This is a genomic window from Massilia sp. ZL223 (assembly GCF_018119395.1).
Lineage (GTDB): Bacteria > Pseudomonadota > Gammaproteobacteria > Burkholderiales > Burkholderiaceae_D > Telluria.
This window is the reverse complement of sequence record NZ_JAGPWD010000044.1, coordinates 20380-46281: the sequence shown is the minus strand read 5'-3', so window position 1 is coordinate 46281 and position 25902 is coordinate 20380. Positions and strand designations below refer to the sequence as shown.

Here is a 25902-nt window from a genome sequence, read left to right as displayed (position 1 = left end):
GGCAGGGGGCCGAGCCAGCGGTAGCGCGGGCGAGGCTGCATTGCCGCCTCGCCCAGCGCCGGGTCGAGTGCGCCGCCGATGTGCAGCAGGCGCGCCGCCGGGTGGCTGAGGTGCCCGGCGGCGCGGATGAAGGTCAGCGGGTCTTTTTCGTCGCGCAGGTGGCCGATCATGCACACGTCGATATAGCGGCGTCGTGCCGGCGGGTGCCAGGGACGCAGGGCTGGCGCCGACTGGTAGATGACGTGGGTCCGGGTGCGCAGCGCGGCGGGGAGCTGGTTGACGGCGTCGTCTTGCAGGACGACCAGTGCGGTGGCGCGCTGCAGCGAGGCCTGGGCCTCCTGCGACTCGTGGATGTCGCGGTACACGTCGGTGCCGGTCAGGACCAGGAGCGCGGGCTTGTCCGGGTGCTTGTCGGTGAACGCCGCCAATGCCGCAGCAGAGCGGCGGGCGTGCAACGCGATCAGCAGGTCGGGGGCGGGATCGCCAGGTTGCCAGGTGTCGGTCACCTCGACTTCATGGACACTGCGCAAGAAACGCGCCCAGCGGCTGGCCGTTTGCCAATTGCCGTTGTTTGCCCGCGCCAGGGCGGGGCTGACGATGAGGATGCGCTTTCTCAATGCTCGTGTCTCCGTGTCGGAACCCAAGTTTATAAGAGCAGCCAGAAATAAAAAACGGCCACCCGCAGGCAGCCGTTCTTCACTACAGGCTTTTCAGCCCAGCTTATTCACCAAACGAACGACGCGAGCCGTCCATCGAGCGCGGGTGCGAGCCCTTGTAGCCGCCTTCGCGGCGCTGGCCGTCGCGCTGGCCGCCGAAGCGGTTGCCCTCACGCGGAGCAGGGGCGGCAGCGCCGGCCGGGCGGCGCTGGTCGCCGTAGCGCGGCGCGCCTTCGCGCGGAGCGCGTTCCGCGTACTGCGGACGCTCGCCCTGGCCTTCACGCGGACCACGGTCGGCGTAGCGGCTTTCGTACTGCGGACGCTCGTAGCCGCCGGTGCGCGGAGCGCGGTCGTACTGCGGACGCTCGGCCTGGCCTTCACGCGGCGCGCGGTCGTACTGCGGACGCTCGTAGCCGCCCTGGCGCGGACCCGAAGGCTTGCCGAAGCTGCGCTGGCCCGGCTTGCCGTTGCGGCCGTCGCCCGGCTTCCAGCCCGGACGGGCGGTCGGGGTGGCGCGCTTCGGCTCGAAGCCTTCCACCACGTCGACCGGGATCGGCTGCTTGGTGAAACGCTCGATGCGGCGCACGTTCATGCTTTCGGCGTGGTTCACCAGCGAGATCGCGATGCCGTTGCGGCCGGCGCGGCCGGTACGGCCGATACGGTGCACGTAGTCCTCGGGGAACTTCGGCAGGTCGTAGTTCACCACGTGGGTGATGTTAGGCACGTCGATGCCGCGAGCGGCGACGTCGGTCGCCACCAGCACCTTGATGCTGCCGCGGCGCAGGCTGTCCAGGGTGCGGTTGCGCGCGCCCTGGTGCATGTCGCCGTGCAGGGCGGCGGCAGCGAAGCCGCCGATGTTCAGGCGGTCGGCGATCATGTCGGCGTCGCGCTTGGTCGCGGTGAACACCACGGCCTGGTCCAGCGTCTCGTCGCGCAGCAGGTGGTCGAGCAGGCGGTTCTTGTGCGACAGGTCGTCGACGAAGTGCACCTTCTGCACGATGTTCTCGTGGCGCTTGGTGGCGCTGGCGATCTGGATCACCAGCGGATCGTTGGTGATGCGGCGCGCCATGTTGCCCACCACGCCGTCCAGGGTCGCCGAGAACAGCATGGTCTGGCGGGTCGACGGGGTGGCTTCGACGATCTTCTCGATGTCTTCGATGAAGCCCATGTCCAGCATGCGGTCGGCTTCGTCCAGCACCAGGATCTTCAGTTCCGAGAAGTCGATCTTGCCCGACTCCATGTGGTCGATCAGGCGGCCTGGGGTCGCGACCAGGATCTCAGGATTCTTGGACAACAGCTGCATCTGCTTCGGATACGGCATGCCGCCCAGGATCGACACGGCGCGGATGCGGCGCATGTCGGTGGTGTATTGCTCGGTCGCGTTGGTGACCTGCAGGGCCAGCTCGCGGGTCGGGGTCAGGACCAGCATCTTCGGCTGGGCCGGTTTAAAACGGACGCGCTCGCCGCGCGCTCGGGCCGACTGCGCTTCTTGCGCAGGAGTGCGGCTCATCGGGGCGGACTCGATGCCGGCCAGCTGGTGCAGGGCCGGCAGCATGAATGCCGCGGTCTTGCCCGAGCCGGTCTGCGAAGAGACGAGCATGTCGCGGCCAGCGATGCCGGCAGGGATCGCCTGCTCCTGCACCGGGGTCGGAGCGGTATAGCCGGCAGCGGTAACTGCCTTGACGAGGGACGCGTGTAAGCCTAGTGCTTCAAAACTCATTGTATTCTTTACTCTTTCGGATAATTCATGCGCATTCGCGGCACAAACACTGCGAACGCAAAATAGCAACGCGAACCGACAAACGAAATGACTCAGAATGAAAGAAATTTCGGCACAAAAGCTTTGCGCCGGGACGGTGTCTGACAACGACACGCAGGGCGGGAGGGCTTTATGGGAGGCGCTCGAAAGAGCCGCCTGGGTTTGCGTAGCTGCTAAAAGTGCTGCTGCTGTGGGCTGTCGCCGGCGACGATGGTCGCGGATTTTTGCAGCGCACAAACCGTACTATACAGGAGTTTCGCAAAGCGTGCACGCACACGGCATAGCCGTGTGCACCTTGTGCCTTGCGGAAACGACTGGAAAGCGCTGCCGGATCAGCGGCGCTTGCGGGTCGAGCTGGTGTTGCGCGACTTCTTGGTGCTGGAGACGCCGGCCTTGGCCTTGAAGCGCTGGGCCTTGCCGGCCTTGGCGCGCTTGACGGCGCTGCGCTCGGCCTCGAAAGCGACCACGGCGTTGTCGATGATGTTCTCGGCGATGTCGGTGTGGGCCATGGCCGAGGTCTTCGGCACCAGGATGGTCGAGCCGGCCTTGAGGCGGGTGCGGTCCGGGATGTTGTTGGCCTGGCGGATCACTTCCGGCGTGGTGCCGAACTTCGAGGCCAGCGATGCGATGCTTTCCTTGGCGCTGGTGATCTTGTGGGTGGTCCAGGACGACAGCGCCTTGCCGAACGAGGCCAGGTTGACGTGGAACTTCTCCGCGTTTTCCTTCGGCAGCAGGATCTTGGTCTTTTCGCCGCCGGTGATGACCGGCTTCTTGAACTGCGGGTTCAGGGCCTTGAATTCGTCGACCGACATCTCGGCCAGCTGGGCGGCGACGGCCAGGTCGATGTCGCTGGTCTTGTCGATCGCGGTGAAGTAGGGCTGGTTCTCGATCGCCGGCAGGGTCACGTTGAACTGGTTCGGGGCGGCGACGATGTTCTTCACCGCCTGCAGCTTGGGCACGTAGTTGCGGGTCTCGGCCGGCATCAGCTCGGCCAGGCTTTCGAAATCGGTCGGCTTGCCCAGCGCCTGGTTCTTCTTGATGGCGCGCTGAACATTGCCTTCGCCCCAGTTATACGCCGCCAGGGCCAGGTGCCAGTCGCCGAACATGGTGTACAGGCGCTGCAGGTAGGTCAGGGCCGCATCGGTCGAGGCGACCACGCCGCGGCGCTCGTCCTTGAACATGTTCTGCTTGAGGTCGTAGTCCTTGCCGGTGCCCGGCATGAACTGCCAGATGCCGACTGCGTTGGCGGTCGACAGGGCCTGCGGATTGAAGGCGGATTCGATTACCGGCAGCAGGGCCAGCTCGGTCGGCATGCCGCGCTTTTCCAGTTCCTGCACCACGTGGTACAGGTAGAGCGAGGCGCGGCCGGAGATGCGCGCCAGGTAGTCCGGGCGGCTGCTGTACCACTGGGCGTGGCGGTTGACCAGGGTGTTGTCGACGTCCGGAATCGCGTAGCCGCTGCGGATGCGCGCCCACAGGTCGGTTTCGCGGTACTCGTCGGCCTTGAAGTCGGTCTTGGCGGGGGCCAGTGCCTGCGGCAGAGCCGGACGGGCGTTTGCGGCGGCTGCCGCCAGCGAGGCGGGAGCGGACGGCGTGTCCATCGCGTGGGTCAGCGGTGCTGCGGCCAGGAGGCCCAGCGCGGCCAGCGCGAGGGTGGAGCGGGTCGTGTCGTGCATAGCGAGTCCAGTGTTGCGTTCAGGAACTAATCACATGGTTCAAGGGGCCAGTGTACGAATGAAGCGCTGAGCCAGTCAAGAAATAATCGGCCTCGGTTACAAAAAACTTTACTCAAGTCATTTTTGCAAGTTGGCATCATGAAAACTGAAGATGCCGGGAGTATCACACTTTTTGCCGCTAATTAAGGGCTGGGACGCCGGCATTTTCCGGATACCCGGCGGGGTATGTTTCCCTTGGGTGGTGGAGCGGTGCACCGGCCTGAGCCTTGTTGGAACCTTAGCCTTGCCAGCCTGTCAACCTATGAGGCCGCGCAAAGAGTGCGTACAATCCGGTCTTCGCAGAATGCTTTTTCTTATCGAGATTCCATCATGAGTACCCCCAACCTGAATGTGGACGATGACGCCGTCATCGCCGCGACTCGCCGCTGGCTGGAGCGGGCCGTCATCGGCCTGAACCTGTGCCCCTTCGCCAAATCGGTCTACGTCAAGGAGCAGGTGCGCTATGTCGTCTCGAACGCCACCACCCCGGAGGCGCTGCTCGAGACCCTGATGGACGAGCTGCAGCACCTGTCGGACACCGATCCGGAGCAGGTCGACACGACCCTGCTGATCCATCCCTTCGTGCTGAACGATTTCGAGGATTACAACGAATTCCTGGACGTGGCCGACGCCGCCGTCGAGGACATGCAGCTCGAGGGCGAGCTGCAGGTGGCAAGCTTCCACCCGCAGTACCAGTTCGCCGACACCGACGTGAACGACATCGCGAACTACACCAACCGCGCGCCGTATCCGATCCTGCACCTGCTGCGCGAGGACAGCATCGCGCGCGCCGTGGAAGCCTTCCCGGACGCCGCCGAGATCTTCGAGAAGAATATCGACACCATGGAACAGCTCGGCCATGAAGGCTGGGACAAGCTCGATGTCGGCCCCGCGCGCTGACCAGGCGGGCGGAGCGCCCGCGCGTCCGGATACGCCCTGCGTGGCGGTCTGCTCGACCACCTTCGACGAAGTCTGCCGCGGCTGCGGCCGCACGGTCGCCGAAGTGGCGAACTGGGTCGCGATGAGCGCCGAGGACAAGGAAAGGGTGTGGGTGCGGATCCTGTCCCAGGGCTACCCGCGCCGCAACACCTGATTGATTACTCGTACTCGCCGATAAAGTCTTTTTTACCGATCGGCACCCCGTTATGGCGCAGGATCGCGTAGGCGGTCGTCACGTGGAAGAAGAAGTTCGGCAGCGCGAAGCGGGTCACATAGGCTTCGCCGCTCGGGAAGTGGCGCGCCCGTTCGCCGGCGCCGTGGGTGATGGCGCGCTGGGCGCCCGCGTCGACTTCCGCCTGCGCCACGCTGTCGACGAAGCCCAGGGTCTTGGTGATGCGCTGCTGCAGTTCGGAGAAGCTCTGTTCGTTGTCGTCGTAGCGCGGCACCTCGACCCCGGCCAGGCGCGCGGTGGTGCCCTTGGCAAAGTCGGCGGCGATCTGCACCTGGCGCACCAGCGGGAACATGTCCGGGAACAGGCGCGCCTGCAGCAGGGCGGCGGGCTCGATCTTGTTGTCCTGCGCGTGCCGTTCCGCCTTTTCCAGCACATCGGCCAGAGCGCCGAGGATCTGGCGGAACACCGGCACGGTGGCCGTATACATGGTCATGCTCATGCGTCTCTCCTTGAAAAGAATTCAATCATAGCAATTCCTGTCGCGCGGCGCAGACACCAGCGCGGCCGCAGGTGCATGCCGTCTGCATATTTAGTGACGCATGGCAAGCTTCTGTGCATAATCTGACAATGGCATTGCAAGTGCAATACCGCTGCGTCCGTCGGGCGCCCGGCTCTTCGGCGCCGCCACGTTCCATGTCCCGCTCATGTCCAAGTCCCGCATCGATCTCCGCGCCTTGCCGTCCCGCCTGATGCGGCTGTACGGCCGTTCCCTGTATGGGGCGCTGCTGCTGGTGGTGTTCGCCAGCCTGGCGGTGCCGGCCGCGGTGGGCGGCTATCTGCTGCTCGGCGTGAAGGAGCGCGAGGAGACCATCGCCTCCCTCAACGAAGCCGTGGAGCGCAAGGCCGAGGTGCTGGCCCTCGGCATGCAGGAATCGCTGTGGGACATGAACGTCGAGGCGGCGCGCTCGCTGGCCGATTCCTTCATGCGCGACCCGGCGGTGGTGCGGGTCGAGGTGCGCGGCCTGTCCGACGCCGACTTCATCGACGTGCACGCCCAGGGCGATCCGCTCGGACGCCTCTACCGCGCCGAGCGCGGCATCGTGGTGCGCGGCCAGCAGATCGGCCGCGTGGCCATCGAGATGGACGATTACCGCAGCCAGCAGGAGCTGAGCGCCAAGCAGCGCAACTACGCGCTGGTGCTGGCGCTGCAGGTGGGCGTGTCGCTGCTCCTGATCGCGCTGCTGCTCAAGCGCCGCCTGCTGTCGCCGCTGCGCACCCTGACCGGGTTTTCCGACCGCCTCGCGCGCGGCGACTTCGAGACCCCGCTGGCGCTGTCGGCCGGCGACGAACTGGGGCGCCTGGGCAACCAGATGGAGCGCATGCGCATGGCGATCCGCGACCTGTTCGCCGACATCGGCCGCCGCGAAGAACAGTTCCGCACCATCGTCACCCAGGTGCCGGGCGCGGTTTTCCGCGTGCGTCCGGGCGGACCGATCGATTTCGTCAGCGACGCCATCGAAGCCATTTCGGGCTATCCGGCCGAGCGCTTCATGCTGGCCACCACCGACAACTGGGAAGACATCATCCATCCCGAGGACCGGCGCATGCACCGCCAGCTGGTCAAGGATGCGGTGCTCGCCGGCCGCGCCTACGAGATCGAATACCGTATCCTCGATGCCGGCGGCATCGAGCGCTGGGTGCTGGAAAACGGCCAGCCTTTCGGGCGGCCGGACGGCGAGGCGTTCCGCGTGGACGGGATCATTTCCGATATCAGCGAGCGCAAGCACAACGAGATGCGCATCGAGGCCCTGCTGACCGAGCAGGGCGCGATCCTGGACAATGTGATGTTCGGCGTGCTGTTCGTGCGCCAGCGCCGCATCGTGTCGGCCAACCGCCGCTGCGAAGAGCTGTTCGGCTACGGCGACGGCGAGCTGGCCGGCGGTTCGACGGCGCTGCTGTTCGCCGGGGAGGCTGATTATGCGCGCGCCCTGAGCGAACACCACGAAGCCATGCGCCAGGGCGCGGACCATGGCGAGGAGCGCCAGTTCCAGCGCCGCGACGGCAGCACCTTCTGGTGCCTGGTGAGCGGCTGCGCGCTCGATCCGGCGCGCCCGGACGAGGGCAGCATCTGGGTGTTCGCCGACATCACCGAGCGCAAGCAGGCCGAGGAAAAGCTGCGCCTGTCCGCCACCGTGCTGGAACACATCGCGGACGGCGTCATGGTGCTCGACGTGGATGGCAGGATCGCCGCCACCAACCCCGCCTTTACCCAGATTACGGGGTATACCGAAGCGGAAGCCCTGGGGCGGCATTCGAACCTGACCCATGGCGCCTGCAGGGACGAGCAGTTCTGCCGCGACCTTTGGCGCGACCTGGCCGAGACCGGTTTCTGGCGCGGCGAACTGTGGGATACGCGCAAGAACGGCGAGGTCTACCTGGAATGGCTCACGGTGTCCGCGGTGCGCGACGACCACGATGCGGTGACCCATTATGTATGCGTGTTCAGCGATATCACCAAGGTCAAGGAATCGCAGGAAAAGCTCGACCACCTGGCCCACCACGACCCGCTGACCGCGCTGCCCAACCGCCTGCTGGTGCACGACCGCCTGCAGCACGCCATGGCCCGCGCGTCGCGCGACGGCGAGCAGCTGGCGGTGCTGTTCATCGACCTGGACCGCTTCAAGAACGTCAACGACACGCTCGGCCACCATGTGGGCGACGAACTGCTCAAGCAGGTGGCGAGCCAGCTGGCCGGCTGCCTGCGCGAAGGCGACACCCTGGCGCGCCTGGGCGGCGACGAGTTCCTGGTGCTGCTGGAAGGCGTGGACGGCGCGCTGGGCGCGGCCAAGGTGGCGGAAAAGCTGATGCGCATGTTCGAGCGTTCGTTCACGGTCTCGGGCTACGAGCTGTTCGTCACCGGCAGCGTCGGCATCAGCCTGTTCCCTCAGGACGCCGCCGACCTGAATATGCTGATCCGTAACGCCGACGTCGCCATGTACCAGGCCAAGGCGCGCGGGCGCAACGGCTATGCCTTCTACGCGCCGACCATGAGCGGCGAGGGCGTCGAGCGCCTGCGCCTGGAAGCCCTGCTGCGCCGCGCGGTGGACAAGAACGAGATCTTCCTGACTTACCAGCCGCAGGTGGAAATCGACAGCGGCCGCCTGATCGGCGTCGAGGCCCTGGTGCGCTGGCAAAGCCCGGAACTGGGCCTGGTGACCCCGGACCGCTTCATCCCGCTGGCCGAGGACACCGGCTTCATCGCCCACCTTGGGCAGTGGGTGCTGGCCGAAGCCTGCCGCCAGATGGTGGCCTGGGATGCGAAAGGCCTGCGCGTGCCCAAGATGGCGGTCAACCTGTCGGTGCGCCAGTTCGAGCGCGGCGGCATGGCCGGCATCGTGGCCGGCGTGCTTGCCGACACCGGCCTGGAGGCCGCCCGCCTGCAGCTCGAAGTGACCGAGTCGGTGATCATGAACACCGGCGACGCGCTCCAGTTCATCAACGACCTGCATGCGGTCGGCGTGGGGCTGGCGATCGACGACTTCGGCACCGGCTATTCTTCGCTGGCCTACCTGAAGCAGATGCCGGTGCAGACGCTCAAGATCGACCGTTCATTCATCAAGGATATTTCGACCGACGCCAACGACGAAGCCATCGCAATTGCTATCATTCAGCTCGGCAAGAGCCTGAACCTGTCCGTAATCGCCGAAGGCGTGGAGCGCGAGGAGCAGGCCGCCTTCCTCCTGCGCCACGGCTGCAACCGGGCGCAGGGCTACCTGTACAGCAAGCCGGTACCCGCGCACGAGGTGCTGGCACGATGGGGACACGATCGCAATGAGGAATTTGAAGTTGGTGCCGCCTCCGGCGCCGCAGACTGACCCGGCCTTACCCGCGCGGCGCGGCCGCCGGCGCTTTTTGATCGGCGGCGTGCTGGCGACCGGCGCGCTGCTGGTCGGCTGGGGCGTGCAGCCCCCGCGCCAGCGCCTGCACACGGCCGATCCGCTGCCGGTGACCGATGGCGCGGTGGCGCTCAACGGCTGGGTCGCGATCGCGCCGGACGGCACGGTGTCGGTGGTGGTGCCGCGCAGCGAAATGGGGCAGGGCGTGCACACCGCGCTGCCGATGCTGCTGGCCGAGGAGCTCGATGTGCCGCTGGCCGCCGTGCGCGTGGCCAGGGCCCCGATCGACAAGATCTTCGCCAACGTCGCCGTGATGCGCGAGAACCTGCCTTTCCATCCGGACGACGAGGGCGGCGTTAGCCAGGGCGCGAACTGGCTGCTGGCCAAGGTCGGGCGCGAGCTGGGCATCATGTTCACCGGCGGATCAAGCAGCGTGCGCGACGCCTGGACGCCGATGCGCGAAGCGGGCGCCGTGGCGCGCGCCATGCTGCTGCGCGCCGCCGCCGCACAATGGAAGGCGGACCTGGCCGACTGCCGCACCGAAGACGGTTTCGTGATCCATGCGGACGGCCGCCGCGCCGGCTATGGCTCGCTTGCCGCGCGGGCGGCCGAGCTGGGCGCCGAGGTCGATCCGGAAGACGTGCGCCTGAAGGAGCCGGGCGCCTTCCGCCTGATCGGCAAGCCGGTGCCGCGCGTGGACAGCCGCATCAAGACCGATGGAAGCGCGCGCTTCGGCATCGACGCGCGCCCGCCCGGGATGGTGTACGCGGCGCTCAAGATGTCGCCCGTGGTGGGCGGCAAGGTGGGCGGTTTCGATGCCGCGCAGATCAAGGGCATGCCCGGCGTGATCGCGGTGACCGATTTCTCGTCGGCGCTGGGCGAGCGCACCGGCGCTGGCGCCGGCGTGGCCGTGGTGGCGTCCAACTGGTGGCAGGCGCGCCAGGCGGTGAATGCGCTGACGGTGAACTGGCACGAGGGCGAGCATGCCGCGTTGTCGAGCGAGGGCGTGTTCGAGCAGCTGGCGCGCGCCCTCGACGAGGAGAGCGGCTACGTGTACCACGACAGCGGCGCCCAGGAGGTGAAGACCGCCCGGCGCATCGATGCCGAGTACCGCGCGCCTTACCTGGCGCACGCCACGATGGAGCCGATCAACTGCACCGCCCAGGTGGCGGACGGCAAGGTCAGGCTGTGGGCCTCGACCCAGGTGCCGAGCATCGCGGTCGACGTGGCCGCGCGCGTGGCCGGCGTGGGGCGCGAGCAGGTCCAAATCGAGGTCATGCTGCTGGGCGGCGGCTTCGGCCGGCGCCTGGAAGTGGACATGGTGGCCCAGGCGGTGGCGGTGGCCGCCGCCCCGGCCGTGCGCGGCCAGCCGGTGCAGCTGATCTGGACCCGCGAGGACGACACCACCCACGACGTCTATCGGCCGGCGGCGCTGGCGCGCTTCCGCGCCCACCTCGACGCCGAAGGGAACATCGTCGCCTGGAACAACAAATCGGCCAGCGCTGCCATCGGCCACCAGTACTTCCCGCGCAACCTGGGCTTGCCCGCCGTGGGGCCGGACAAGACCACGGCCGAGGGGGAATTCGACCAGCAGTATGCGATCGAGAACCTGCGCGTGGAGCACGTGACCGTCGACAGCGCGGTGCCGATCGGCTACTGGCGCTCGGTCGGGCATTCGCACAACGCCTTCTTCAAGGAGAGCTTCCTGGAGGAGCTGGCGCATGAAGCCCGCCAGGACAGCGTGGCTTACCGGCGCGCGCTGCTGGCGGGTCAACCCGCCGCGCTCGCGGTGCTGGACGCGGCGGTGAAGCAGGCCGGCGAGCCGGCGCCAGGCCGCGCGCATGGCGTGGCGCTGCACCGCTCTTTCGGCACCACGGTGGCCCAGGTGGCCGAGGTGTCGGTCGAGGGCAAGGATATCCGCGTGCACCGCGTGGTGTGCGCGATCGACTGCGGGATCGTGGTCAACCCGAACATCGTGGCCCAGCAGGTGGAATCGGCGGTGGTGTTCGGGCTGTCGGCGGCGCTGGGCGGCGAAATCACCCTGCGCGACGGGCGCGTGCAGCAGTCGAACTTCGGCGATTACCCGGTGGTCCGGATGGACCGGGCGCCGCATGTCGAGACCATCATCATGCCGAGCGCGGCGCATCCGGAAGGCGTGGGCGAACCGGCCGTGCCGCCGGTGGCGCCGGCCGTGGCGGCGGCGCTGTTCAAGCTGACGGGGCAGCGGCTGAGAAGTTTGCCGCTACGGCTGGCGTAGGGTGGACGGCTCTGCCGTCCACGCGGTGATAGTTGGCAGCTAGGTCATCGAGCCTGGAATCGGAGCCGTTAGCGATCACCGCGTGGGCGGCGGAGCCGCCCACCCTACGTCAGCAAGTTCCGCAGGTTGCAGTCCCGCTGCCACCCGCGCCGCTCCTCGCTCGACTGGGCCAGCCTTGCCAGTTCGTCATCGCTGAGTTCCGCCTGCGCCTGCACCAGGCGGTCGGCCACGGCGCCGTCCGGCAGCATGGTGCCGAAGAAGGCCACCGTATCGCCGTGCTGGAGCAGCAGGGTGGGGAAGTTTTCCACGTCCAGGTCGCCGACCAGGTCGGCCTGGTCTTCGATGTCGATCCAGACGAAATGCTTGTCGGGGTGGCGCGCGGCCACCTGCTCGAAGGTGGCGCGGTAGGACGAGCAGGTGCCGCACCAGGCCGCGCACAGGCAGGCGACCGTCCAGCCGTCGCCGTCGAGGGCGGCGGCGATGGTGTCGCGGGTGGTGGAATCGAGGGTCAGGCTATGCATGAGCGGCATTCTAACGCGAGTCGGCGGGTGCGTCGCAAGTGCGTCGCAATCGCGCCGCGGACCGGCCCCGCCATGGTTGCCGCGCGGCCGAGCGGTTAAAATACGGCATGCCTAACATCCTCGCTATCGAAACCTCGTCCGAGCTCGCCTCTTGCGCCCTGCTGGCCGGGGACAACGTGTTCGTGCGCGCCTCCTCGGGCGTGCGCACCCATTCGCAATCGGTCCTGCCGATGGTCCAGGAACTCCTGCAGGAATCCGGCCTCGCGCTGGCGCAGCTCGATGCGGTCGCCTTCGGCGCCGGTCCCGGCTCCTTCACCGGCGTGCGCACCGCCTGCGGCGTCGCCCAGGGCCTCGCCTATGGCGCCGGCCTGCCGGTGCTGCCCATGGTAACCCTGGAAGCGATGGCCGAGGCCTGCCGCGCCCGCAGCGGCGCGCACGAGGTGCTGGCCGTGCTGGATGCGCGCATGGGCGAGGTGTACTGGGCGCAGTACCGTCATGAAAACGGCGCCTGGCGCGAAGTCGCCGCGCCCGCGCTGAGCGCGCCGCAGGACGTGGCGCCGGTGGCGGCCGCGGGACTGCAAGCCTGCGGCAACGGATTCTCGGCCTATCCTGAGGCCTTCGCGGACCAGCCCTATGCGGCCGGTGCGCTGGCGGACATCGTGCCGCATGCCCGGGAACTGGCCGTGCTGGCCCCCGGCGCGCTGGCGAGCGGGCAGGGCGTGCCCGCCGCCCAGGCCCAGCCGATCTACCTGCGCAACAAGGTGGCCTATACCAGCGCCGAGCGCCAGGCCATCAACGCCGCCAAGGCCGCCGGGAACGACAAATGACCGGGATGCCAGCATTTTCCCAATTGGCCTATGCGCCGATGACGGCCGGTGACGTGGACGAGGTGTGGGCGCTCGAGCAGAGCGTTTTTCCCTATCCCTGGAGCCGCGCCAACTTCGCCGAGTCGCTCAGCAGCGGCTACGACGCCTGGACCGTGCGCGACCCGGCGGGCGCGCTGGCCGCCTACTATTTATTGATGTACGTGGTCGATGAAGCCCACCTGCTCGATGTGGCGGTGTCCGGCGCCCGCCAGCGCCAGGGACTGGGCCGCCACCTGCTGGACCGGATCGCCGCGCGCGCCCGCGACCAGGGCATGGCCTCGGTGCTGCTGGAAGTGCGCCCGTCCAACGAACGCGCGCTGGAGGTCTACCGCCGCCACGGCTACGCCGAAATCGGCCGCCGCAAGGGCTATTATCCCGCCGGACCGGGCGGACGCGAGGATGCCATCGTGATGAGGCTCGAGTTATGAAGAAGATCAGCGAACGCGACGCCGTATTCCTGACGGAGATGGGAATCGGCCCGCTGTGGCAGCTGCGCAGCGCGCCCGAGGCTGTTGACGTGCCGGAAGCGGAAGAGGCGTCGGTCGTGGCCGAGCTGGCGGAACCGCCTGCCGAGACACCGGCAGAAACGCCCGCCGAAGCTGCGCCCGCGCCGGTCGCCAAACCGGCGCCTGCCCCCGCCGGAGACGCATTCGAAGCGGCGTGGGACGATGCCGCGGTGCCGGAAGAAACGGTCACCGACATCGCCCGCATGGACTGGGCCGCGCTGCGCCTGGCGGTGGCCAACTGCCGCCGCTGCGGCGCCTGCAGCGAAGGCCGCAAGCCGATGTTCGGTTCCGGCCCGCGCCAGGCGCGCTGGATGGTGGTGGCCGGCACGCCGGGCGCCCAGGACGAGCAGGCTGGCCAGCCGGTCAGCGGCGATGCCGGCAAGCTGCTGGAGAACATGCTGCACGCCGTCGGCCTGTCGCGCGAGCGCGATGCCTATGTCACGCCGCTGGTGAAGTGCCGCCCGGTCAGCCCCAAGGGCGGCGACCGCGCGCCGACGCTTGAGGAAGTGGAAGCCTGCCGCCCCTACCTGGAGCGCGAACTCGCATTGAGCGGCGCATCGACCGTGCTCACCCTGGGCCAGGTCGCGGCCAACGGCCTGCTCGGCCGTCCGCTGAGCGAACCGCTGGCGGGCGCGCGCGGCGCCGTGCACCGGCTGGGTGAGGTTCCGCTGGTGGCGACCCTGCATCCGGGCGAACTGCTGCGGCGCGGCCAGGACAAGGCGCTCGCATGGGCCGATTTGTGCCGGGCGAGGGCGCTCGATGCCGGCGGCCGCTGAGAGCTACCAGGAATCCTTCCATCGCCGCTGGGGCCACCTGCGGCGCGCCCGGGTCCGGGCGCTTGCCTGGCTGCTCGACGCGCCCGACCTGCTCGACATTCACGATCCGGCCTGGATTGGGCGTGTCGCCACCCTCGGCCCGGTGGCGCCCGAAGTCGCGGCCTGGCTGGCGCGGGTCGACCACGACCCTTCGGAGCTCGACGCCGCCCTTGGCGCGAAAATGTACACCCGTCTTGGCCTGTATGCCGAAAAGCTGATGGCCTTCTACTTCGAGCAGCAGGGCCGGCTGGTGGCGCATGGCCTGCAGGTGCGGGCCAGCCGCAACGACACCATCGGTGAATTCGACTTCCTGCTGGACGCCGGCCCGGACGCGGTCGAGCACATCGAGTTCGCCACCAAGTTCTACCTGCTGGACGGGGCCGGCGGCCAGGAATTCGACGCCCTGGTCGGCCCCAACCTGGCCGACAGCCTGGGCAAGAAGATGCGCAAGGTGTTCGACCGCCAGCTGACCCTGGGCGCGCACCCGGCCGCGCAGGAAGTGCTGCCGCGCCCCGTGACGCAGGCGCGCGCGCTGGTCAAGGGCTGGCTGTTCTATCCGCGCGGGAGCTGGCCGCTGATGCAAGGCATCGCGGCCGGCCATTGCCGCGGTTTCTGGTGCGCACTCGATGAACTCGACGAGATCGAAGGCGACGACTTCCTGATCCTGCCGCGACTGCAATGGCTCGCGCCGTTCCGCGCCGCGTCGGCGGTGTGGATGCTGAGCCGCGGCCAGCTGTTCCAGGAGCTGTCCTACCAGTTCGAGAACGCCAGCAAGCCGGTGCTGGTGTCGGTGGTGCGCCAGCGTCCCGGCTGCATCGAGGAGGTCGAGCGCGGGTTCATCGTGCCCAACGACTGGCGCGAGCGCGCCAGCGAAGTGAGGATGGTGAAGCCGGTCGGGTAGGACGCGCTAGGCCGATCAGCGCTTCAGGGACCTGCCGCCTTTGATGAAGGCGGCGATCTTTTCATGCTCCACGAGCAGGGCTTCAGGATTGCTTTCATCGAATTCGTGGAAACCGAACACTTCCACGCTGCCGTCCGGCGCCTTGGCCGACTGCAGCATGTTCTTCAAGGCGGCGCCATTGTCGGGCACCACAAACGGGATCGCCACCATCTTGTAGCCCTTCAGCTCCAGGTCGTGGGAGCGCAGCATCTTCTGGGGCCAGTTGACGTGATTGCCGAAGGCCTGGTTCATCCATGCGGGAGCGACCCACGCGTATCCTGGACCCTTGCCCAGGGACGTCAGCAGACTCTTGTTGGTCATCGCAATCGAGGCGAACATGGCGATCCACGCCGTGGTGCCTTTGGCATTGATGAGATACTGAGGTTCGATTGCCGCGCCCGTATAAATCGCGGAGCGGGCATTGACCGAAGACAGCAGGCCGCTCATCAGCTCCTGCGACAGGTCGATGTCGCTGGGCTTCTTGTTAGTGACGGCGACGAAGTACATCCACTTCCATGCCGTCGCGGACGCGAAATTCGTCGCCGGGGCACGTTCTCCCTGAGGATTGGCGTTCTTCACATCGGCAGCATTGCCGATACAAGCCAGGAACATCGCGGCGAAGAGCAAAGCGAAACGTTTGGTCATGGGGTGTCCCGTCGCGAGTGGGTGAACTTAGTGCTTGCCCTCGCCAATCAGCCCGAGCGAATCGTGCTCGCGCTGGTTGAGCGCATGGCGGCGCTGAATCAGGAACATGATGCCCGCCACCGACAGGCCGAACACCACGATGATGACGTCCAGGTCCAGGTTCAGGGTGATCATGATCGCGTAGGCCGCGAGCATGGTCAGGATCGACAGGTTCTCGTTGAAGTTCTGCACCGCGATCGAGTGGCCCGCGCTCATCAGGACGTGGCCGCGGTGCTGCAGCAGCGCGTTCATTGGCACCACGAAGAAGCCCGACAGGAAACCGATCAGGGCCAGCAGTGGGTAGGCCAGGTTCACCGAGGTCACGAAGATCATGCTGGTCACGACCAGGCCCATGATGATCCCGAGCGGGATCACGGTCAGCGATTTGCGCAGCGGGATCATGCGCGCCGCCATCACGGCGCCCAGGGCGACGCCAATGGCCACCACGCCGATCAGGTTGGTCGCTTTATCCAGCGGCATGTGCAGCGAACGCTCGGCCCACTTCAGCACGATGAATTGCAGGGTCGCGCCGGCGCCCCAGAACAGGGTGGTCACGGCCAGCGAGATCTGGCCCAGCTTGTCGCGCCACAGGGTGGCCGAGCAGTTGGCGAAATCGACGATCAGCTTGGCCGGATTGCGTTCCTGGTGCTCGTAGCGGGCGCCGGTGTCCGGAATGCGCAGGTTGAACAGGGCGGCCAGCACATAGATGCCGACCACGACCGCCATCGCGGCTTCGGCGCCCGTATCGATCCCGGTGGCCATGCCCGGCAGGTCGAAGCCGAGCAGGAAGGCGCCGCCGCGTTCGCTCACCAGGGTGCCGCCGAGGACGGTGCCGAGGATGATGGACATCACGGTCAGGCCCTCGATCCAGCCGTTGGCCGGTACGAGCTTTTCAGGCGGCAGGAGTTCGGTCAGGATCCCGTACTTGGCGGGGGAATACACGGCCGCGCCGAAGCCGACGACGGCATAGGCGAGCAGCGGATGGACGGTGAAGAACATCAGCGCGCAGCCGGCGATCTTGATCAGGTTCGCGATGAACATCACGCGGCCCTTGGGCAGCGAATCGGCGAACGCGCCCACGAAGGCGGCCAGCAGCACATAGAACAGAACGAATGACAGCTTCAGCAGCGGGGTCAGCGAAGCCGGGGCGTTCATCGACGTCAGCAGACTGATAGCAACAAACAAAAGCGCATTGTCTGCCAGCGACGAGAAAAACTGCGCCGCCATGATGGTATAAAAACCACGGTTCATTCGAAAAGTCTAAAATCTTGTCCGAGTTGCTTTATACCATGAAAGGTCTCCGTTCCAAAGAAACAAAAGTTGGCTGGCGCACGGCTCAGCCTGGGCTAAGGTAAAATAGACCCTTTCGCGAAGACACCATTTTCACCATGCCACGTCCGCTTTGCGCCACCATCCACCTCGACTCCATGCAGCACAACCTGAACCGTGCGCGCAGCTGCGCGCCGCTGGCCAAGCTGTGGGCGGTGGTCAAGGCCAACGCCTACGGGCATGGCCTGGAACGCGGCATGCGCGGCTTCGCCCAGGCCGACGGCCTGGCCCTGGTCGAGACCGAGAGCGCGGTGCGCCTGCGCGAGAGCGGCTGGATCAAGCCGATCCTGCTTCTCGAGGGCATTTTCGACGCCTCCGACGTGCCGCTGCTGGCCGAGCACAATATTAATAGTGCGGTGCACTGCATCGAGCAGATCAAGATGCTGGAGTACACCCAGCTGTACCGCCCGATCGACGTCCACCTGAAGATGAACACGGGGATGAACCGCCTGGGCTTCCGCCCGGAGGATTATGCGGCGGCCTACAAGCGCCTGCGCGCCATCCCCGGCATCCGCAACATCACCCACATGACCCACTTCGCCAATGCGGACGAACTGGAGCATCCGCTGCTGGCCATCGGCGAGCAGGTCCGGCGCTTCCGCGCAGGCGCGGACGGCTTGCCGGGCGAGCGCAGCCTGTCGAATTCTGGCGGGGTGCTGCACCAGCCCCAGCTGGCGGACGAACTCTCCAGCGACTGGGTCCGCCCAGGCATCATGCTCTACGGCGGCACGCCGGGCGGACGCAGCGCCCAGGACTACGGGCTGCGCCCGACCATGACCCTGCGCTCGGAGATCATCGGCATCCAGCAGCTCCAGCCCGGCGACACGGTGGGCTACGGCAGCCGCTTCGTGGCCGAGAAGGCCATGACGATCGGCGTGGTCGCCTGCGGCTACGCGGACGGCTACCCGCGCCATGCGCCGCACGGCACCCCGGTAGTGGTGGACGGCGTGCGCACCACGCTGGTGGGACGGGTGTCGATGGACATGATGACGGTCGACCTGACGCCCATCGCCAATGCGCGCGTGGGCAGCAAGGTCACCCTGTGGGGCGACGGGCTGCCGATCGACGAGGTGGCGCAGGCCGCCGGCACCATCGGCTACGAGCTGATGTGCGCCCTGGCGCAGCGCGTGCGCGTCACTGAAGGAAGAATGGGAACAGATGGCTAAGGCAAAGACGAATTACACCTGCAGCGAGTGCGGCGCGATCGCCAGCCGCTGGACCGGCCAGTGCGGCGATTGCAAGGCCTGGAACACGATGGTCGAGACGGTGGTGGAAGGCCCCGGCCTGAACCGCATGTCGCAGACCCAGCATAAATCCCTGGCGCAGACCGCGCCGGTGCTGTCCCTCGCGGATATCGAGGCGATCGACGTGCCGCGCTTCGGGACCGGCATCGAGGAATTCGACCGCGTGCTGGGCGGCGGCCTGGTGGCCGGCGGCGTGGTGCTGATCGGCGGCGATCCCGGCATCGGCAAGTCGACCCTGCTGCTGCAGGCGCTGTCGAACCTGGCCGCGACCCGCAACACTTTATATGTGAGCGGCGAGGAATCCGGCGCCCAGATCGCGCTGCGCGCGCGCCGCCTGGCGGTCGACGCCAAGGACCTCAAATTGCAGGCCGAGATCCAGCTCGAGAAGATCCTCGGCACCCTGGCCGACCTCAAGCCGGAAGTGGCGGTGATCGACTCGATCCAGACGCTGTACTCCGACGCGCTGACCTCGGCGCCGGGTTCGGTGGCCCAGGTGCGCGAATGCGCGGCCCAGCTTACCCGCGTGGCCAAGCAGACCGGCATCACCATCATCCTGGTGGGCCACGTCACGAAAGAGGGCGCGCTGGCCGGCCCGCGCGTGCTTGAGCACATCGTCGACACCGTGCTGTACTTCGAAGGCGACACCCAGTCCAGCTTCCGCCTGGTGCGGGCGATCAAGAACCGCTTCGGCGCCGTCAACGAGCTGGGCGTGTTCGCGATGACCGAGAAGGGCCTGAAGGGCGTCTCGAACCCCTCGGCGCTGTTCCTGTCGCAGCACGACAGCCAGGTGCCGGGCTCTTGCGTGATGGTAACCCAGGAGGGCACGCGCCCGCTGCTGGTCGAGATCCAGGCCCTGGTCGACGCCAGCCACCTGCCGAATGCGCGCCGCCTGTCGGTGGGCCTGGAACAGAACCGCCTGGCGATGCTGCTGGCGGTGCTGCACCGCCATGCCGGCATCGCCGCCTTCGACCAGGACGTGTTCATCAACGCGGTGGGCGGGGTCAAGATCACCGAGCCGGCGGCCGACCTGGCCGTGCTGCTGGCGATTAACTCGTCGATGCGCAACAAGCCGCTGCCGCGCGGCCTGGTGGTATTCGGCGAAGTCGGCCTGGCCGGCGAGATCCGCCCGGCGCCGCGCGGGCAGGAGCGCCTGCGCGAGGCGGCCAAGCTGGGCTTTTCGGTGGCCGTCATCCCCAAGGCCAACGCGCCCAAGCAGAAGGTGGAAGGCATGACGATCGTGGCCGTCGAGCGCATCGACGAAGCGTTCACGAAATTGCGGGAACTGGACTGACCGGCTTCATGCTCGTCCGTTTTTTCCTATAATGCTGCCTGACTCATCTCTTCCGGAACAGTATGTTTGGAGATCAAAGGAAATCCGCCCGCAAGGTCCTGAAAACCAAGGCCATGGTTGCCATGGAAGGCGATGCGCCCATCCTGGGGCGCACCTCGGACGTGGGGGGCAATGGCGTCAGCGTCGGCGTGCCGAATCCGCTGCTCGTCGGGCAGACGGGACAGGTGAGTTTCGACATCCTGGTGGACGGCAAGTTCGTTACCATCAGCGCCCGCGCCAAGGTGATGTATTGCATTATCAGCAATAACGAATTCAAGGTTGGCTTCCAGTTCCTGAATCTGGAACTGGCGGCGATGACCTCGCTGGCGCGCTTCATGCGCTGAGCCCCTCTCCCTGAAACGACCAACGGCGAGCGCCTGAGGCCTCGCCGTTGTCGTTTGCAGCCCGCTGAGCGGGCTGATCCACTATGCTTTATTCGTGATAGTGGTCGTACAGGCCGTCCGAGCCGCTGCGTGCTGCTTCGATAGCCTGGAGGGCTATGATACCGACGAGCCCGGACAAAATACCAAATACCAGTATATTAAACATAACAGCCGAACACCTTTCGGCATCCCCTCCTTATCAAGCAACTGCGGATTACCCGATTTCAGCTTAGCACTGTGTGCAGGAATTACAAGGATTGGTGCCGCAGTTCATGTCATATTTCAGCGGGAAATTTTTGCTGGACAAGCGCTCCTCCATAGGGGAAACAGCCGCTTGCCCGGCTGTCATCTTCGTGTCACATTGGCGAAAGATGTCATGAAGTTGTCATATTCGGCCGGTAGACTGCGCAGCAGTTCACCGGGGTTTCCCCTTACTTCAAGAGGATCTGATATGCGCATGAAGCATCTGTTCGTTTCCATCGCCGTTGCCGCCGCCTCGCTGGCTTCCAGCGTCCAGGCCGCCAACATCACCGGCGCCGGCGCGACTTTCCCGTACCCGATCTACGCGAAATGGGCCACCATGTACAAGGCCGCCTCCGGTAACGGCCTGAACTACCAGTCGGTCGGCTCGGGCGCCGGCATCAAGCAGATCAAGGCCAAGACCGTCGACTTCGGCGCCTCGGACATGCCGCTGCCGGCCAATGAACTCAACGCCGCCGGCCTGTTCCAGTTCCCGGCCGTGATGGGCGGCGTGGTGCCGGTCGTGAACCTGCCGGGCGTCGCCCCGGGCCAGCTCAAGCTCACCGGCGCCGTCGTCGGCGATATCTTCCTGGGCAAGATCACCAAGTGGAACGCGCCGCAGATCGCCGCGCTGAACCCGGGCGTCAAGCTCCCTGGCGACGACATCACCGTCGTGCACCGCGCCGACAGCTCGGGCACGTCCTTCCTGTGGACCGACTACCTGAGCAAGACCAATCCGGAATGGAAGGCCAAGGTCGGCGCCGGCACCACCGTCAAGTGGGCGGTGGGCGTGGGCGGCAAGGGCAACGAAGGCGTGGCCGCCAACGTGCAGCGCATCAAGGGCGGCATCGGCTACGTCGAGTGGGCCTACGCCAAGAAGAACCGCATGTCGCACACCCAGCTGCAGAACGCCGACGGCGCTTTCCTCCAGCCTGACGACTCCGCCTTCGCCGCGGCCGCCGCCAGCGCCGACTGGGCCAAGGCCCCGGGCTTCGCCGTGGTGCTGACCAACCAGCCGGGCAAGGCCAGCTGGCCCGTCACCGGCGCCTCCTACATCCTGGTGCACAAGGCCCAGGCTGACGCCGCCAAAGGCAAGGAAGTGCTGAAGTTCTTCGACTGGGCCTACAAGAACGGCGACGCCGCCGCGGCCGAGCTGGACTACGTGCCGATGCCGGACGCCGTCACCAAGCTGGTGCAGGACGCCTGGCGTGCCAACGTCAAGGACGCGGCCGGCAAGGCGCTCTGGTAATCATCTTCGCAGCGCAGGGGCCGGCCTTCCAGCCGGCCTTTCGCTCACCAGCAATATTGATAAAAACATATGAGCGTTCACTCCCCAGCCGTCCTGCGCGACCTGCCTGATCAGGCGTCCAGCGAAGCCGAGGCGCGCCAGGCGGCCGCGCTGCGCAGCACCATGCGCAAGCAGCGCATCCAGGACTTCTTCTTCCATAAAATCACGCTGCTGTTCGCGTTCTCGGTGCTGCTGGTGCTGGTCGGGATCATTGTCTCGCTGGCGATCGGCGCGGCCCCGGCCTTCAAGGAATTCGGCGCCGCTTTCGTCACCCGCGTCGAGTGGGATCCGGTGGGCGACCAGTTCGGCGCCCTGATCGCGATCTGGGGCACCCTGGCCACCTCCTTCATCGCGCTGGCGATCGCCTTCCCGATCAGCTTCGGCATCGCCCTGTTCCTGACCGAGATCTGCCCGGCGTGGCTGCGCCGCCCGATGGGCACCGCGGTCGAGCTGCTGGCCGGCGTGCCTTCGATCATCTACGGCATGTGGGGCCTGTTCGTGTTCGCGCCGCTGTTCGCCGACCACGTGCAACCGCTGCTGAAGGAAACCATCGGCCAGGTGCCGGTGATCGGCCAGCTGTTCCAGGGCCCGACCATGGGCATCGGCATCCTGACCGCCGGCATCATCCTGGCCGTGATGATCATTCCCTTCATCTCCTCGGTGATGCGCGACGTGTTCGAGATCGTCCCGACCGTGCTCAAGGAATCGGCCTACGGCCTGGGCTGCACCAAGTGGGAAGTGGTGCGCAAGGTGGTGCTGCCTTACACCCGCAACGGGGTGGTCGGCGGCGTCATGCTGGGCCTGGGGCGCGCCCTCGGCGAGACCATGGCTGTCACCTTCGTGATCGGCAATGCCCACGACCTGTCCTGGTCGCTGTTCGCGGCCGGTAACTCGATTTCCTCGACCCTGGCCAACGAATTCGCCGAGGCGGCAAGCACCTTGCACTCGTCCTCGCTGTTCGCCCTGGCACTGATCCTGTTCGCGATCACCTTCATCGTCCTGTCGGCTGCCAAGCTGATGCTGGTCGGTATGTCGCGCAAGGAAGGCGCTAAATAATGCAAACCATCGCCAAGAACCCCGTCTACCGCAAGCGCCTGCTGGCGCACCGCGTCGGCATCGTCCTGTCCGTGATCGCCATGGCGATCGGCCTCGGCTTCCTGTTCTGGATCCTGGCCACGCTCCTGATCAACGGCTTCGGCGCCGTCTCCAGCCTGCTGTTCACGGCCGATACGCCGGCCCCGGGCAGCGAAGGCGGCGGCCTGCGCAACGCCATCATGGGCAGCCTGATGATGGTCGGCCTGTCGACCCTGGTCTCGACCCCGATCGGCATCCTGGCCGGCATCTACCTGGCCGAGTACGGCGACAACAACAAGTTCGCCAGCGTGACCCGCTTCGTCACCGACATCATGCTGTCGGCGCCGTCGATCGTGATCGGCCTGTTCGTGTATGCGATCTACGTTGCCAACGTGCAGCACTTCTCGGGCTATGCCGGTACCATCGCGCTGTCGCTGATCGCGGTGCCGGTGGTGGTGCGCACCACCGACAACATGCTGCGCCTGGTGCCGAACTCGCTGCTCGAAGCCGCCTACGCCCTCGGCGCGCCGCACTGGAAAGTGGCCATGACCGTGCGCCTGCGCGCCGTCAAGGCCGGCGTCGTGACCGGCGTGCTGCTGGCCCTGGCCCGCATCTCGGGCGAGACCGCGCCGCTGCTGTTCACCGCCCTGAACAACCAGTTCTACAGCACCGACATGAACGCCCCGATGGCCAACCTGCCGGTGGTGATCTTCCAGTTCGCCATGAGCCCCTACGACGACTGGCGCTCGCTGGCCTGGGGCGGCGCGCTGCTGGTGACCTTTACCGTGCTGCTGCTGAACATCCTGTCCCGGACCCTGTTCAGCCAGAAGACCCCGCGTTAATCTATCCTGACATTTGTGATGACCCAACCTATGCCCACTTCGGCCCCGGCCTCCGCCAAGACCAAGACGATCGAGATCTCCGGCCTGGACTTCTTCTACGGGAAGACGCAGAGCCTCAAGAACGTCAGCCTGGACATCCACGACAAGCAGGTGACGGCCTTCATCGGCCCCTCGGGCTGCGGCAAGTCGACCCTGCTGCGCACCCTGAACCGCATGTACGACCTGTACCCGGGCCAGCGCGCCGAAGGTTCGATCCTCTACCGCGGCCGCAACATCCTGGAGCCGGGTGTCGACGTCAACATGCTGCGCGCCAAGGTCGGCATGGTGTTCCAGAAGCCGACCCCGTTCCCGATGTCGATCTACGACAACATCGCCTTCGGCGTGCGCCTGTACGAGAACCTGTCCAAGGGCGAGATGGACGAGCGCGTCGAGTGGGCGCTGAAGAAGGCGGCCCTGTGGGAAGAAGCCAAGGACAAGCTGAGCAAGAGCGGCCTGTCGCTGTCGGGCGGCCAGCAGCAGCGCCTGTGCATCGCGCGCGGCGTGGCGGTCAAGCCGGACGTGCTGCTGCTCGACGAGCCGACCTCGGCGCTGGACCCGATTTCGACCGCCAAGATCGAGGAACTGATCAGCGAGCTCAAGCAGGACTACACGATCGCTATCGTGACCCACAACATGCAGCAGGCCGCGCGCTGTTCCGATTACACTGCCTACATGTACCTGGGCGAGCTGGTGGAGTTCGGCGAGACCGACCAGCTGTTCATGAACCCGGCGCGCAAGGAAACGCAAGACTACATCACCGGCCGCTTCGGTTGATCGGCCGGCGCTTTTACTGAACAATACGAACACTGACGGAGAGTTGTAATGACAGGCGAGCATTCATCCAAGCAGTACGACCAGGAGCTGGAGGCGATTCGTTCCAAGGTCCTGCTGATGGGCGGCATGGTGGAAACCCAGTTCGACGCGGCGCTGGAGTGCTTCCGCGTCGGCGATACCGAGCGCGCCGAGCGCGTGATCGCCGAGGACCAGGCCGTCAACCAGCTGGAAGTCTCGCTGGACGACGCCTGCAGCCACCTGATCGTGCGCCGCCAGCCGACCGCCAACGACCTGCGCACCGTGATGGCGACCATCAAGGTGATCACCGACCTGGAGCGCATCGGCGACGAGGCGACCAAGGTGGCGCGCATCGCCAAGGGCCTGCACGAGCGCGGCCCATCGTCCTTCAACCACTACGACATGATCCGCACCATCTCCAAGGCCACTTGCGACCTGCTGCACGACGCGCTCGACGCCTTCGCCCGCCTGGACGGCAAGCAGGCCTTGCAGCTGATCGCGGCGGACGAAGTGGTGGACCATGAATTCCGCACCATCATGCGCACCCTGGTGACTTTCATGATGGAAGACCCGCGCACGATCTCGAACGCGCTGGATACGCTGTGGGTGGCCAAGGCCATCGAGCGCATCGGCGACCATGCCAAGAACATCGCCGAGTACGTGATCTACGTGGTGGAAGGGCGCGACATCCGCCACAGCAAGCCGGCGGCGCTCGAGCAGCCGGGCGCGTGACGATGGCGGACAATACCAATGTGCTGGTGGTGGAGGACGAGCCCGCGATCGTCGAGCTGGTGAGCTACTCGCTGCGCGAGGCGGGCTGGGACATCCGCAGCGCCGACACGGCGCAGGGGGCCTGGGAAAGCATCAGCCGCGGCAAGCCGGACCTGGTGCTGCTGGACTGGATGCTGCCCGACCAGAGCGGCCTGCGCCTGCTGGCGCGGCTGCGCGCGGACCGCGACTTCCAGGACATCCCGGTCATCATGCTGACCGCCAAGAGCATGGAAGAGGACAAGATCGCGGGGCTGAACAACGGCGCCGACGATTACGTCACCAAGCCGTTCTCGCCACGCGAACTGCTGGCCCGTTCGCGCGCGCTGCTTCGCCGCAAGAGCCCACACCTGGCCGAGGCGCCGCTGCGCGCCGGCGCCGTGACCCTGGATCCGAACAGCTGCACGGTGGTGGTGGAGGGGCAGCAGATCGAGATCGGGAATGCGGAGTACAAGCTGCTCAAGTTCCTGATGGCGCACCGCGAGCGCGTGTTTTCGCGCGCGCAGCTGCTCGACAAGGTGTGGGGGGACCATGCGGTGATCGAGGAGCGGACGGTGGACGTGCATGTGCTGCGGCTGCGCAAGGCCTTGAAGAGTGCGGATGGCTTGATTCGTACGGTACGCAGTGTTGGATATATGCTGTCCGAGAAATAAGGTGCTGCAAGGCGGGGTGCGCAATCTGCTCATAGAACTAAGGTTCCGGCCTTCGCCGGAACGACGTTCCAACGTAGCGAGCTGACGGCAAATGGGGTGGCACGCAGCTTACGCACGTCATCCCGGCGAAGGCCGGGACCCAAGTTTGCGTGATCGCCGCATCGTCCCTTGCAACACAACCCCTCAACATCGCC

At 66.5% G+C, this 25902-nt stretch carries 23 protein-coding genes and 1 pseudogene; 17 read left to right on the top strand and 7 right to left on the bottom strand.

The window, feature by feature from the left end; all coding sequences use genetic code 11:
• The 3 genes and pseudogenes from KBW95_RS21450 to KBW95_RS21440 all read right to left on the bottom strand — a co-directional run.
• A pseudogene (locus tag KBW95_RS21450) lies at nt 1-617 on the bottom strand (TIGR04348 family glycosyltransferase); the annotation flags it as partial.
• Between the two features lie 103 nt (nt 618-720).
• On the bottom strand, nt 721-2376 hold the full coding sequence (locus tag KBW95_RS21445; protein WP_211529302.1) for a DEAD/DEAH box helicase: 1656 nt from the start codon (nt 2374-2376) through the stop codon (nt 721-723).
• Nucleotides 2377-2747: 371 nt separating this feature from the next.
• Entirely contained in the window at nt 2748-4091 is a 1344-nt protein-coding gene (locus tag KBW95_RS21440; RefSeq protein ID WP_229429933.1) for a transglycosylase SLT domain-containing protein, read from the bottom strand.
• Between the two features lie 369 nt (nt 4092-4460).
• Between KBW95_RS21440 and KBW95_RS21435 the strand changes: the two genes are divergently transcribed.
• Both KBW95_RS21435 and KBW95_RS21430 read left to right on the top strand, forming a co-directional pair.
• Nucleotides 4461-5030 (top strand): DUF1415 domain-containing protein, encoded by a 570-nt coding sequence (locus tag KBW95_RS21435; protein WP_211525427.1) that lies wholly within the window; start codon nt 4461-4463, stop codon nt 5028-5030.
• Nucleotides 5011-5223 (top strand): DUF1289 domain-containing protein, encoded by a 213-nt coding sequence (locus tag KBW95_RS21430; protein ID WP_211525426.1) that lies wholly within the window; start codon nt 5011-5013, stop codon nt 5221-5223. Before KBW95_RS21435 ends, KBW95_RS21430 begins: the two co-directional genes overlap by 20 nt.
• Before the next feature lie 4 nt (nt 5224-5227).
• On the opposite strand, the gene KBW95_RS21425 is transcribed toward KBW95_RS21430, so the two are convergent.
• Nucleotides 5228-5740 carry a DUF1993 family protein gene (locus KBW95_RS21425; RefSeq protein WP_211529301.1) on the bottom strand — a complete coding sequence of 171 codons (513 nt, stop codon included), beginning with the start codon at nt 5738-5740 and terminating at the stop codon, nt 5228-5230.
• A 205-nt stretch (nt 5741-5945) separates the two neighbouring features.
• On the opposite strand from KBW95_RS21425, the gene KBW95_RS21420 reads away from it, so the two are divergent.
• Both KBW95_RS21420 and KBW95_RS21415 read left to right on the top strand, forming a co-directional pair.
• Entirely contained in the window at nt 5946-9116 is a 3171-nt protein-coding gene (locus tag KBW95_RS21420; protein ID WP_211529300.1) for an EAL domain-containing protein, read from the top strand.
• A complete protein-coding gene (locus tag KBW95_RS21415) occupies nt 9073-11394 on the top strand; it encodes a molybdopterin cofactor-binding domain-containing protein (RefSeq protein ID WP_211529299.1) in 2322 nt (773 codons plus the stop codon). Before KBW95_RS21420 ends, KBW95_RS21415 begins: the two co-directional genes overlap by 44 nt.
• A gap of 104 nt (nt 11395-11498) precedes the next feature.
• Here KBW95_RS21415 and KBW95_RS21410 read toward each other — a convergent pair whose 3' ends face one another.
• Nucleotides 11499-11915 (bottom strand): thioredoxin family protein, encoded by a 417-nt coding sequence (locus KBW95_RS21410; RefSeq protein WP_211525422.1) that lies wholly within the window; start codon nt 11913-11915, stop codon nt 11499-11501.
• A 107-nt stretch (nt 11916-12022) separates the two neighbouring features.
• Here KBW95_RS21410 and tsaB point away from each other — a divergent pair, with 107 nt between their 5' ends.
• The 4 genes from tsaB to KBW95_RS21390 are packed head-to-tail and all read left to right on the top strand — an operon-like array spanning nt 12023 to nt 15003.
• Nucleotides 12023-12742 (top strand): tRNA (adenosine(37)-N6)-threonylcarbamoyltransferase complex dimerization subunit type 1 TsaB, encoded by a 720-nt coding sequence (tsaB, locus tag KBW95_RS21405; protein ID WP_211529298.1) that lies wholly within the window; start codon nt 12023-12025, stop codon nt 12740-12742.
• Nucleotides 12739-13209 carry a ribosomal protein S18-alanine N-acetyltransferase gene (gene rimI / locus KBW95_RS21400; protein WP_211529297.1) on the top strand — a complete coding sequence of 157 codons (471 nt, stop codon included), beginning with the start codon at nt 12739-12741 and terminating at the stop codon, nt 13207-13209. The genes tsaB and rimI overlap by 4 nt, the downstream gene beginning before the upstream one ends.
• Nucleotides 13206-14063, top strand: coding sequence for a uracil-DNA glycosylase family protein (locus KBW95_RS21395; protein WP_211525419.1), 858 nt, complete (start codon nt 13206-13208; stop codon nt 14061-14063). The genes rimI and KBW95_RS21395 overlap by 4 nt, the downstream gene beginning before the upstream one ends.
• Nucleotides 14047-15003, top strand: a complete 957-nt coding sequence (locus KBW95_RS21390) for a DUF1853 family protein (RefSeq protein ID WP_211529296.1) — start codon at nt 14047-14049, stop codon at nt 15001-15003. The genes KBW95_RS21395 and KBW95_RS21390 overlap by 17 nt, the downstream gene beginning before the upstream one ends.
• A 15-nt stretch (nt 15004-15018) precedes the next feature.
• Here the strand turns inward: KBW95_RS21390 and KBW95_RS21385 are convergent, their stop codons facing one another.
• Together KBW95_RS21385 and lplT are read right to left on the bottom strand one after the other, a co-directional pair.
• Nucleotides 15019-15687 (bottom strand): hypothetical protein, encoded by a 669-nt coding sequence (locus KBW95_RS21385; RefSeq protein WP_211529295.1) that lies wholly within the window; start codon nt 15685-15687, stop codon nt 15019-15021.
• 27 nt (nt 15688-15714) lie between these two features.
• Complete coding sequence (lplT, locus tag KBW95_RS21380) at nt 15715-16977, bottom strand: lysophospholipid transporter LplT (RefSeq protein ID WP_211525416.1); 1263 nt, start codon at nt 16975-16977, stop codon at nt 15715-15717.
• 137 nt (nt 16978-17114) lie between these two features.
• Between lplT and alr the strand changes: the two genes are divergently transcribed.
• From alr to KBW95_RS21335, 9 genes are all read left to right on the top strand, one after another.
• On the top strand, nt 17115-18221 hold the full coding sequence (gene alr, locus KBW95_RS21375) for an alanine racemase (RefSeq protein WP_211525415.1): 1107 nt from the start codon (nt 17115-17117) through the stop codon (nt 18219-18221).
• Nucleotides 18214-19590 carry a DNA repair protein RadA gene (gene radA, locus KBW95_RS21370; RefSeq protein ID WP_211525414.1) on the top strand — a complete coding sequence of 459 codons (1377 nt, stop codon included), beginning with the start codon at nt 18214-18216 and terminating at the stop codon, nt 19588-19590. Before alr ends, radA begins: the two co-directional genes overlap by 8 nt.
• A gap of 62 nt (nt 19591-19652) precedes the next feature.
• Nucleotides 19653-19973: a PilZ domain-containing protein gene (locus tag KBW95_RS21365; RefSeq protein WP_211525413.1), complete on the top strand. Its 321-nt coding sequence runs from the start codon at nt 19653-19655 to the stop codon at nt 19971-19973.
• A gap of 490 nt (nt 19974-20463) precedes the next feature.
• Nucleotides 20464-21501 (top strand): phosphate ABC transporter substrate-binding protein PstS, encoded by a 1038-nt coding sequence (gene pstS / locus KBW95_RS21360; protein ID WP_211525412.1) that lies wholly within the window; start codon nt 20464-20466, stop codon nt 21499-21501.
• A gap of 162 nt (nt 21502-21663) precedes the next feature.
• The gene (gene pstC / locus KBW95_RS21355) at nt 21664-22596 is read left to right on the top strand and encodes a phosphate ABC transporter permease subunit PstC (RefSeq protein WP_373888839.1); all 933 of its coding nucleotides are present in this window, start codon (nt 21664-21666) and stop codon (nt 22594-22596) included.
• Nucleotides 22596-23456 carry a phosphate ABC transporter permease PstA gene (pstA, locus tag KBW95_RS21350; protein WP_211525410.1) on the top strand — a complete coding sequence of 287 codons (861 nt, stop codon included), beginning with the start codon at nt 22596-22598 and terminating at the stop codon, nt 23454-23456. Before pstC ends, pstA begins: the two co-directional genes overlap by 1 nt.
• Before the next feature lie 18 nt (nt 23457-23474).
• Nucleotides 23475-24269 (top strand): phosphate ABC transporter ATP-binding protein PstB, encoded by a 795-nt coding sequence (gene pstB / locus KBW95_RS21345; protein WP_229429931.1) that lies wholly within the window; start codon nt 23475-23477, stop codon nt 24267-24269.
• Between the two features lie 48 nt (nt 24270-24317).
• Complete coding sequence (gene phoU / locus KBW95_RS21340; RefSeq protein WP_211525409.1) at nt 24318-25019, top strand: phosphate signaling complex protein PhoU; 702 nt, start codon at nt 24318-24320, stop codon at nt 25017-25019.
• A 2-nt stretch (nt 25020-25021) separates the two neighbouring features.
• Nucleotides 25022-25708: a response regulator gene (locus tag KBW95_RS21335; protein WP_211525465.1), complete on the top strand. Its 687-nt coding sequence runs from the start codon at nt 25022-25024 to the stop codon at nt 25706-25708.
• Nucleotides 25709-25902 lie beyond the last annotated feature (194 nt).

Excerpts from the sequence above, each read along its gene's own strand:
- KBW95_RS21445 (WP_211529302.1), bottom strand. The coding sequence starts at position 2,376 with ATGAGTTTTGAAGCACTAGGCTTACACGCGTCCCTCGTCAAGGCAGTT.
- KBW95_RS21440 (WP_229429933.1), bottom strand. The coding sequence starts at position 4,091 with ATGCACGACACGACCCGCTCCACCCTCGCGCTGGCCGCGCTGGGCCTC.
- KBW95_RS21435 (WP_211525427.1), top strand. The coding sequence starts at position 4,461 with ATGAGTACCCCCAACCTGAATGTGGACGATGACGCCGTCATCGCCGCG.
- KBW95_RS21430 (WP_211525426.1), top strand. The coding sequence starts at position 5,011 with ATGTCGGCCCCGCGCGCTGACCAGGCGGGCGGAGCGCCCGCGCGTCCG.
- KBW95_RS21425 (WP_211529301.1), bottom strand. The coding sequence starts at position 5,740 with ATGAGCATGACCATGTATACGGCCACCGTGCCGGTGTTCCGCCAGATC.
- KBW95_RS21420 (WP_211529300.1), top strand. The coding sequence starts at position 5,946 with ATGTCCAAGTCCCGCATCGATCTCCGCGCCTTGCCGTCCCGCCTGATG.
- KBW95_RS21415 (WP_211529299.1), top strand. The coding sequence starts at position 9,073 with ATGAGGAATTTGAAGTTGGTGCCGCCTCCGGCGCCGCAGACTGACCCG.
- KBW95_RS21410 (WP_211525422.1), bottom strand. The coding sequence starts at position 11,915 with ATGCATAGCCTGACCCTCGATTCCACCACCCGCGACACCATCGCCGCC.
- tsaB (WP_211529298.1), top strand. The coding sequence starts at position 12,023 with ATGCCTAACATCCTCGCTATCGAAACCTCGTCCGAGCTCGCCTCTTGC.
- rimI (WP_211529297.1), top strand. The coding sequence starts at position 12,739 with ATGACCGGGATGCCAGCATTTTCCCAATTGGCCTATGCGCCGATGACG.
- KBW95_RS21395 (WP_211525419.1), top strand. The coding sequence starts at position 13,206 with ATGAAGAAGATCAGCGAACGCGACGCCGTATTCCTGACGGAGATGGGA.
- KBW95_RS21390 (WP_211529296.1), top strand. The coding sequence starts at position 14,047 with ATGCCGGCGGCCGCTGAGAGCTACCAGGAATCCTTCCATCGCCGCTGG.
- KBW95_RS21385 (WP_211529295.1), bottom strand. The coding sequence starts at position 15,687 with ATGACCAAACGTTTCGCTTTGCTCTTCGCCGCGATGTTCCTGGCTTGT.
- lplT (WP_211525416.1), bottom strand. The coding sequence starts at position 16,977 with ATGAACCGTGGTTTTTATACCATCATGGCGGCGCAGTTTTTCTCGTCG.
- alr (WP_211525415.1), top strand. The coding sequence starts at position 17,115 with ATGCCACGTCCGCTTTGCGCCACCATCCACCTCGACTCCATGCAGCAC.
- radA (WP_211525414.1), top strand. The coding sequence starts at position 18,214 with ATGGCTAAGGCAAAGACGAATTACACCTGCAGCGAGTGCGGCGCGATC.
- KBW95_RS21365 (WP_211525413.1), top strand. The coding sequence starts at position 19,653 with ATGTTTGGAGATCAAAGGAAATCCGCCCGCAAGGTCCTGAAAACCAAG.
- pstS (WP_211525412.1), top strand. The coding sequence starts at position 20,464 with ATGCGCATGAAGCATCTGTTCGTTTCCATCGCCGTTGCCGCCGCCTCG.
- pstC (WP_373888839.1), top strand. The coding sequence starts at position 21,664 with ATGCGCAAGCAGCGCATCCAGGACTTCTTCTTCCATAAAATCACGCTG.
- pstA (WP_211525410.1), top strand. The coding sequence starts at position 22,596 with ATGCAAACCATCGCCAAGAACCCCGTCTACCGCAAGCGCCTGCTGGCG.
- pstB (WP_229429931.1), top strand. The coding sequence starts at position 23,475 with ATGACCCAACCTATGCCCACTTCGGCCCCGGCCTCCGCCAAGACCAAG.
- phoU (WP_211525409.1), top strand. The coding sequence starts at position 24,318 with ATGACAGGCGAGCATTCATCCAAGCAGTACGACCAGGAGCTGGAGGCG.
- KBW95_RS21335 (WP_211525465.1), top strand. The coding sequence starts at position 25,022 with ATGGCGGACAATACCAATGTGCTGGTGGTGGAGGACGAGCCCGCGATC.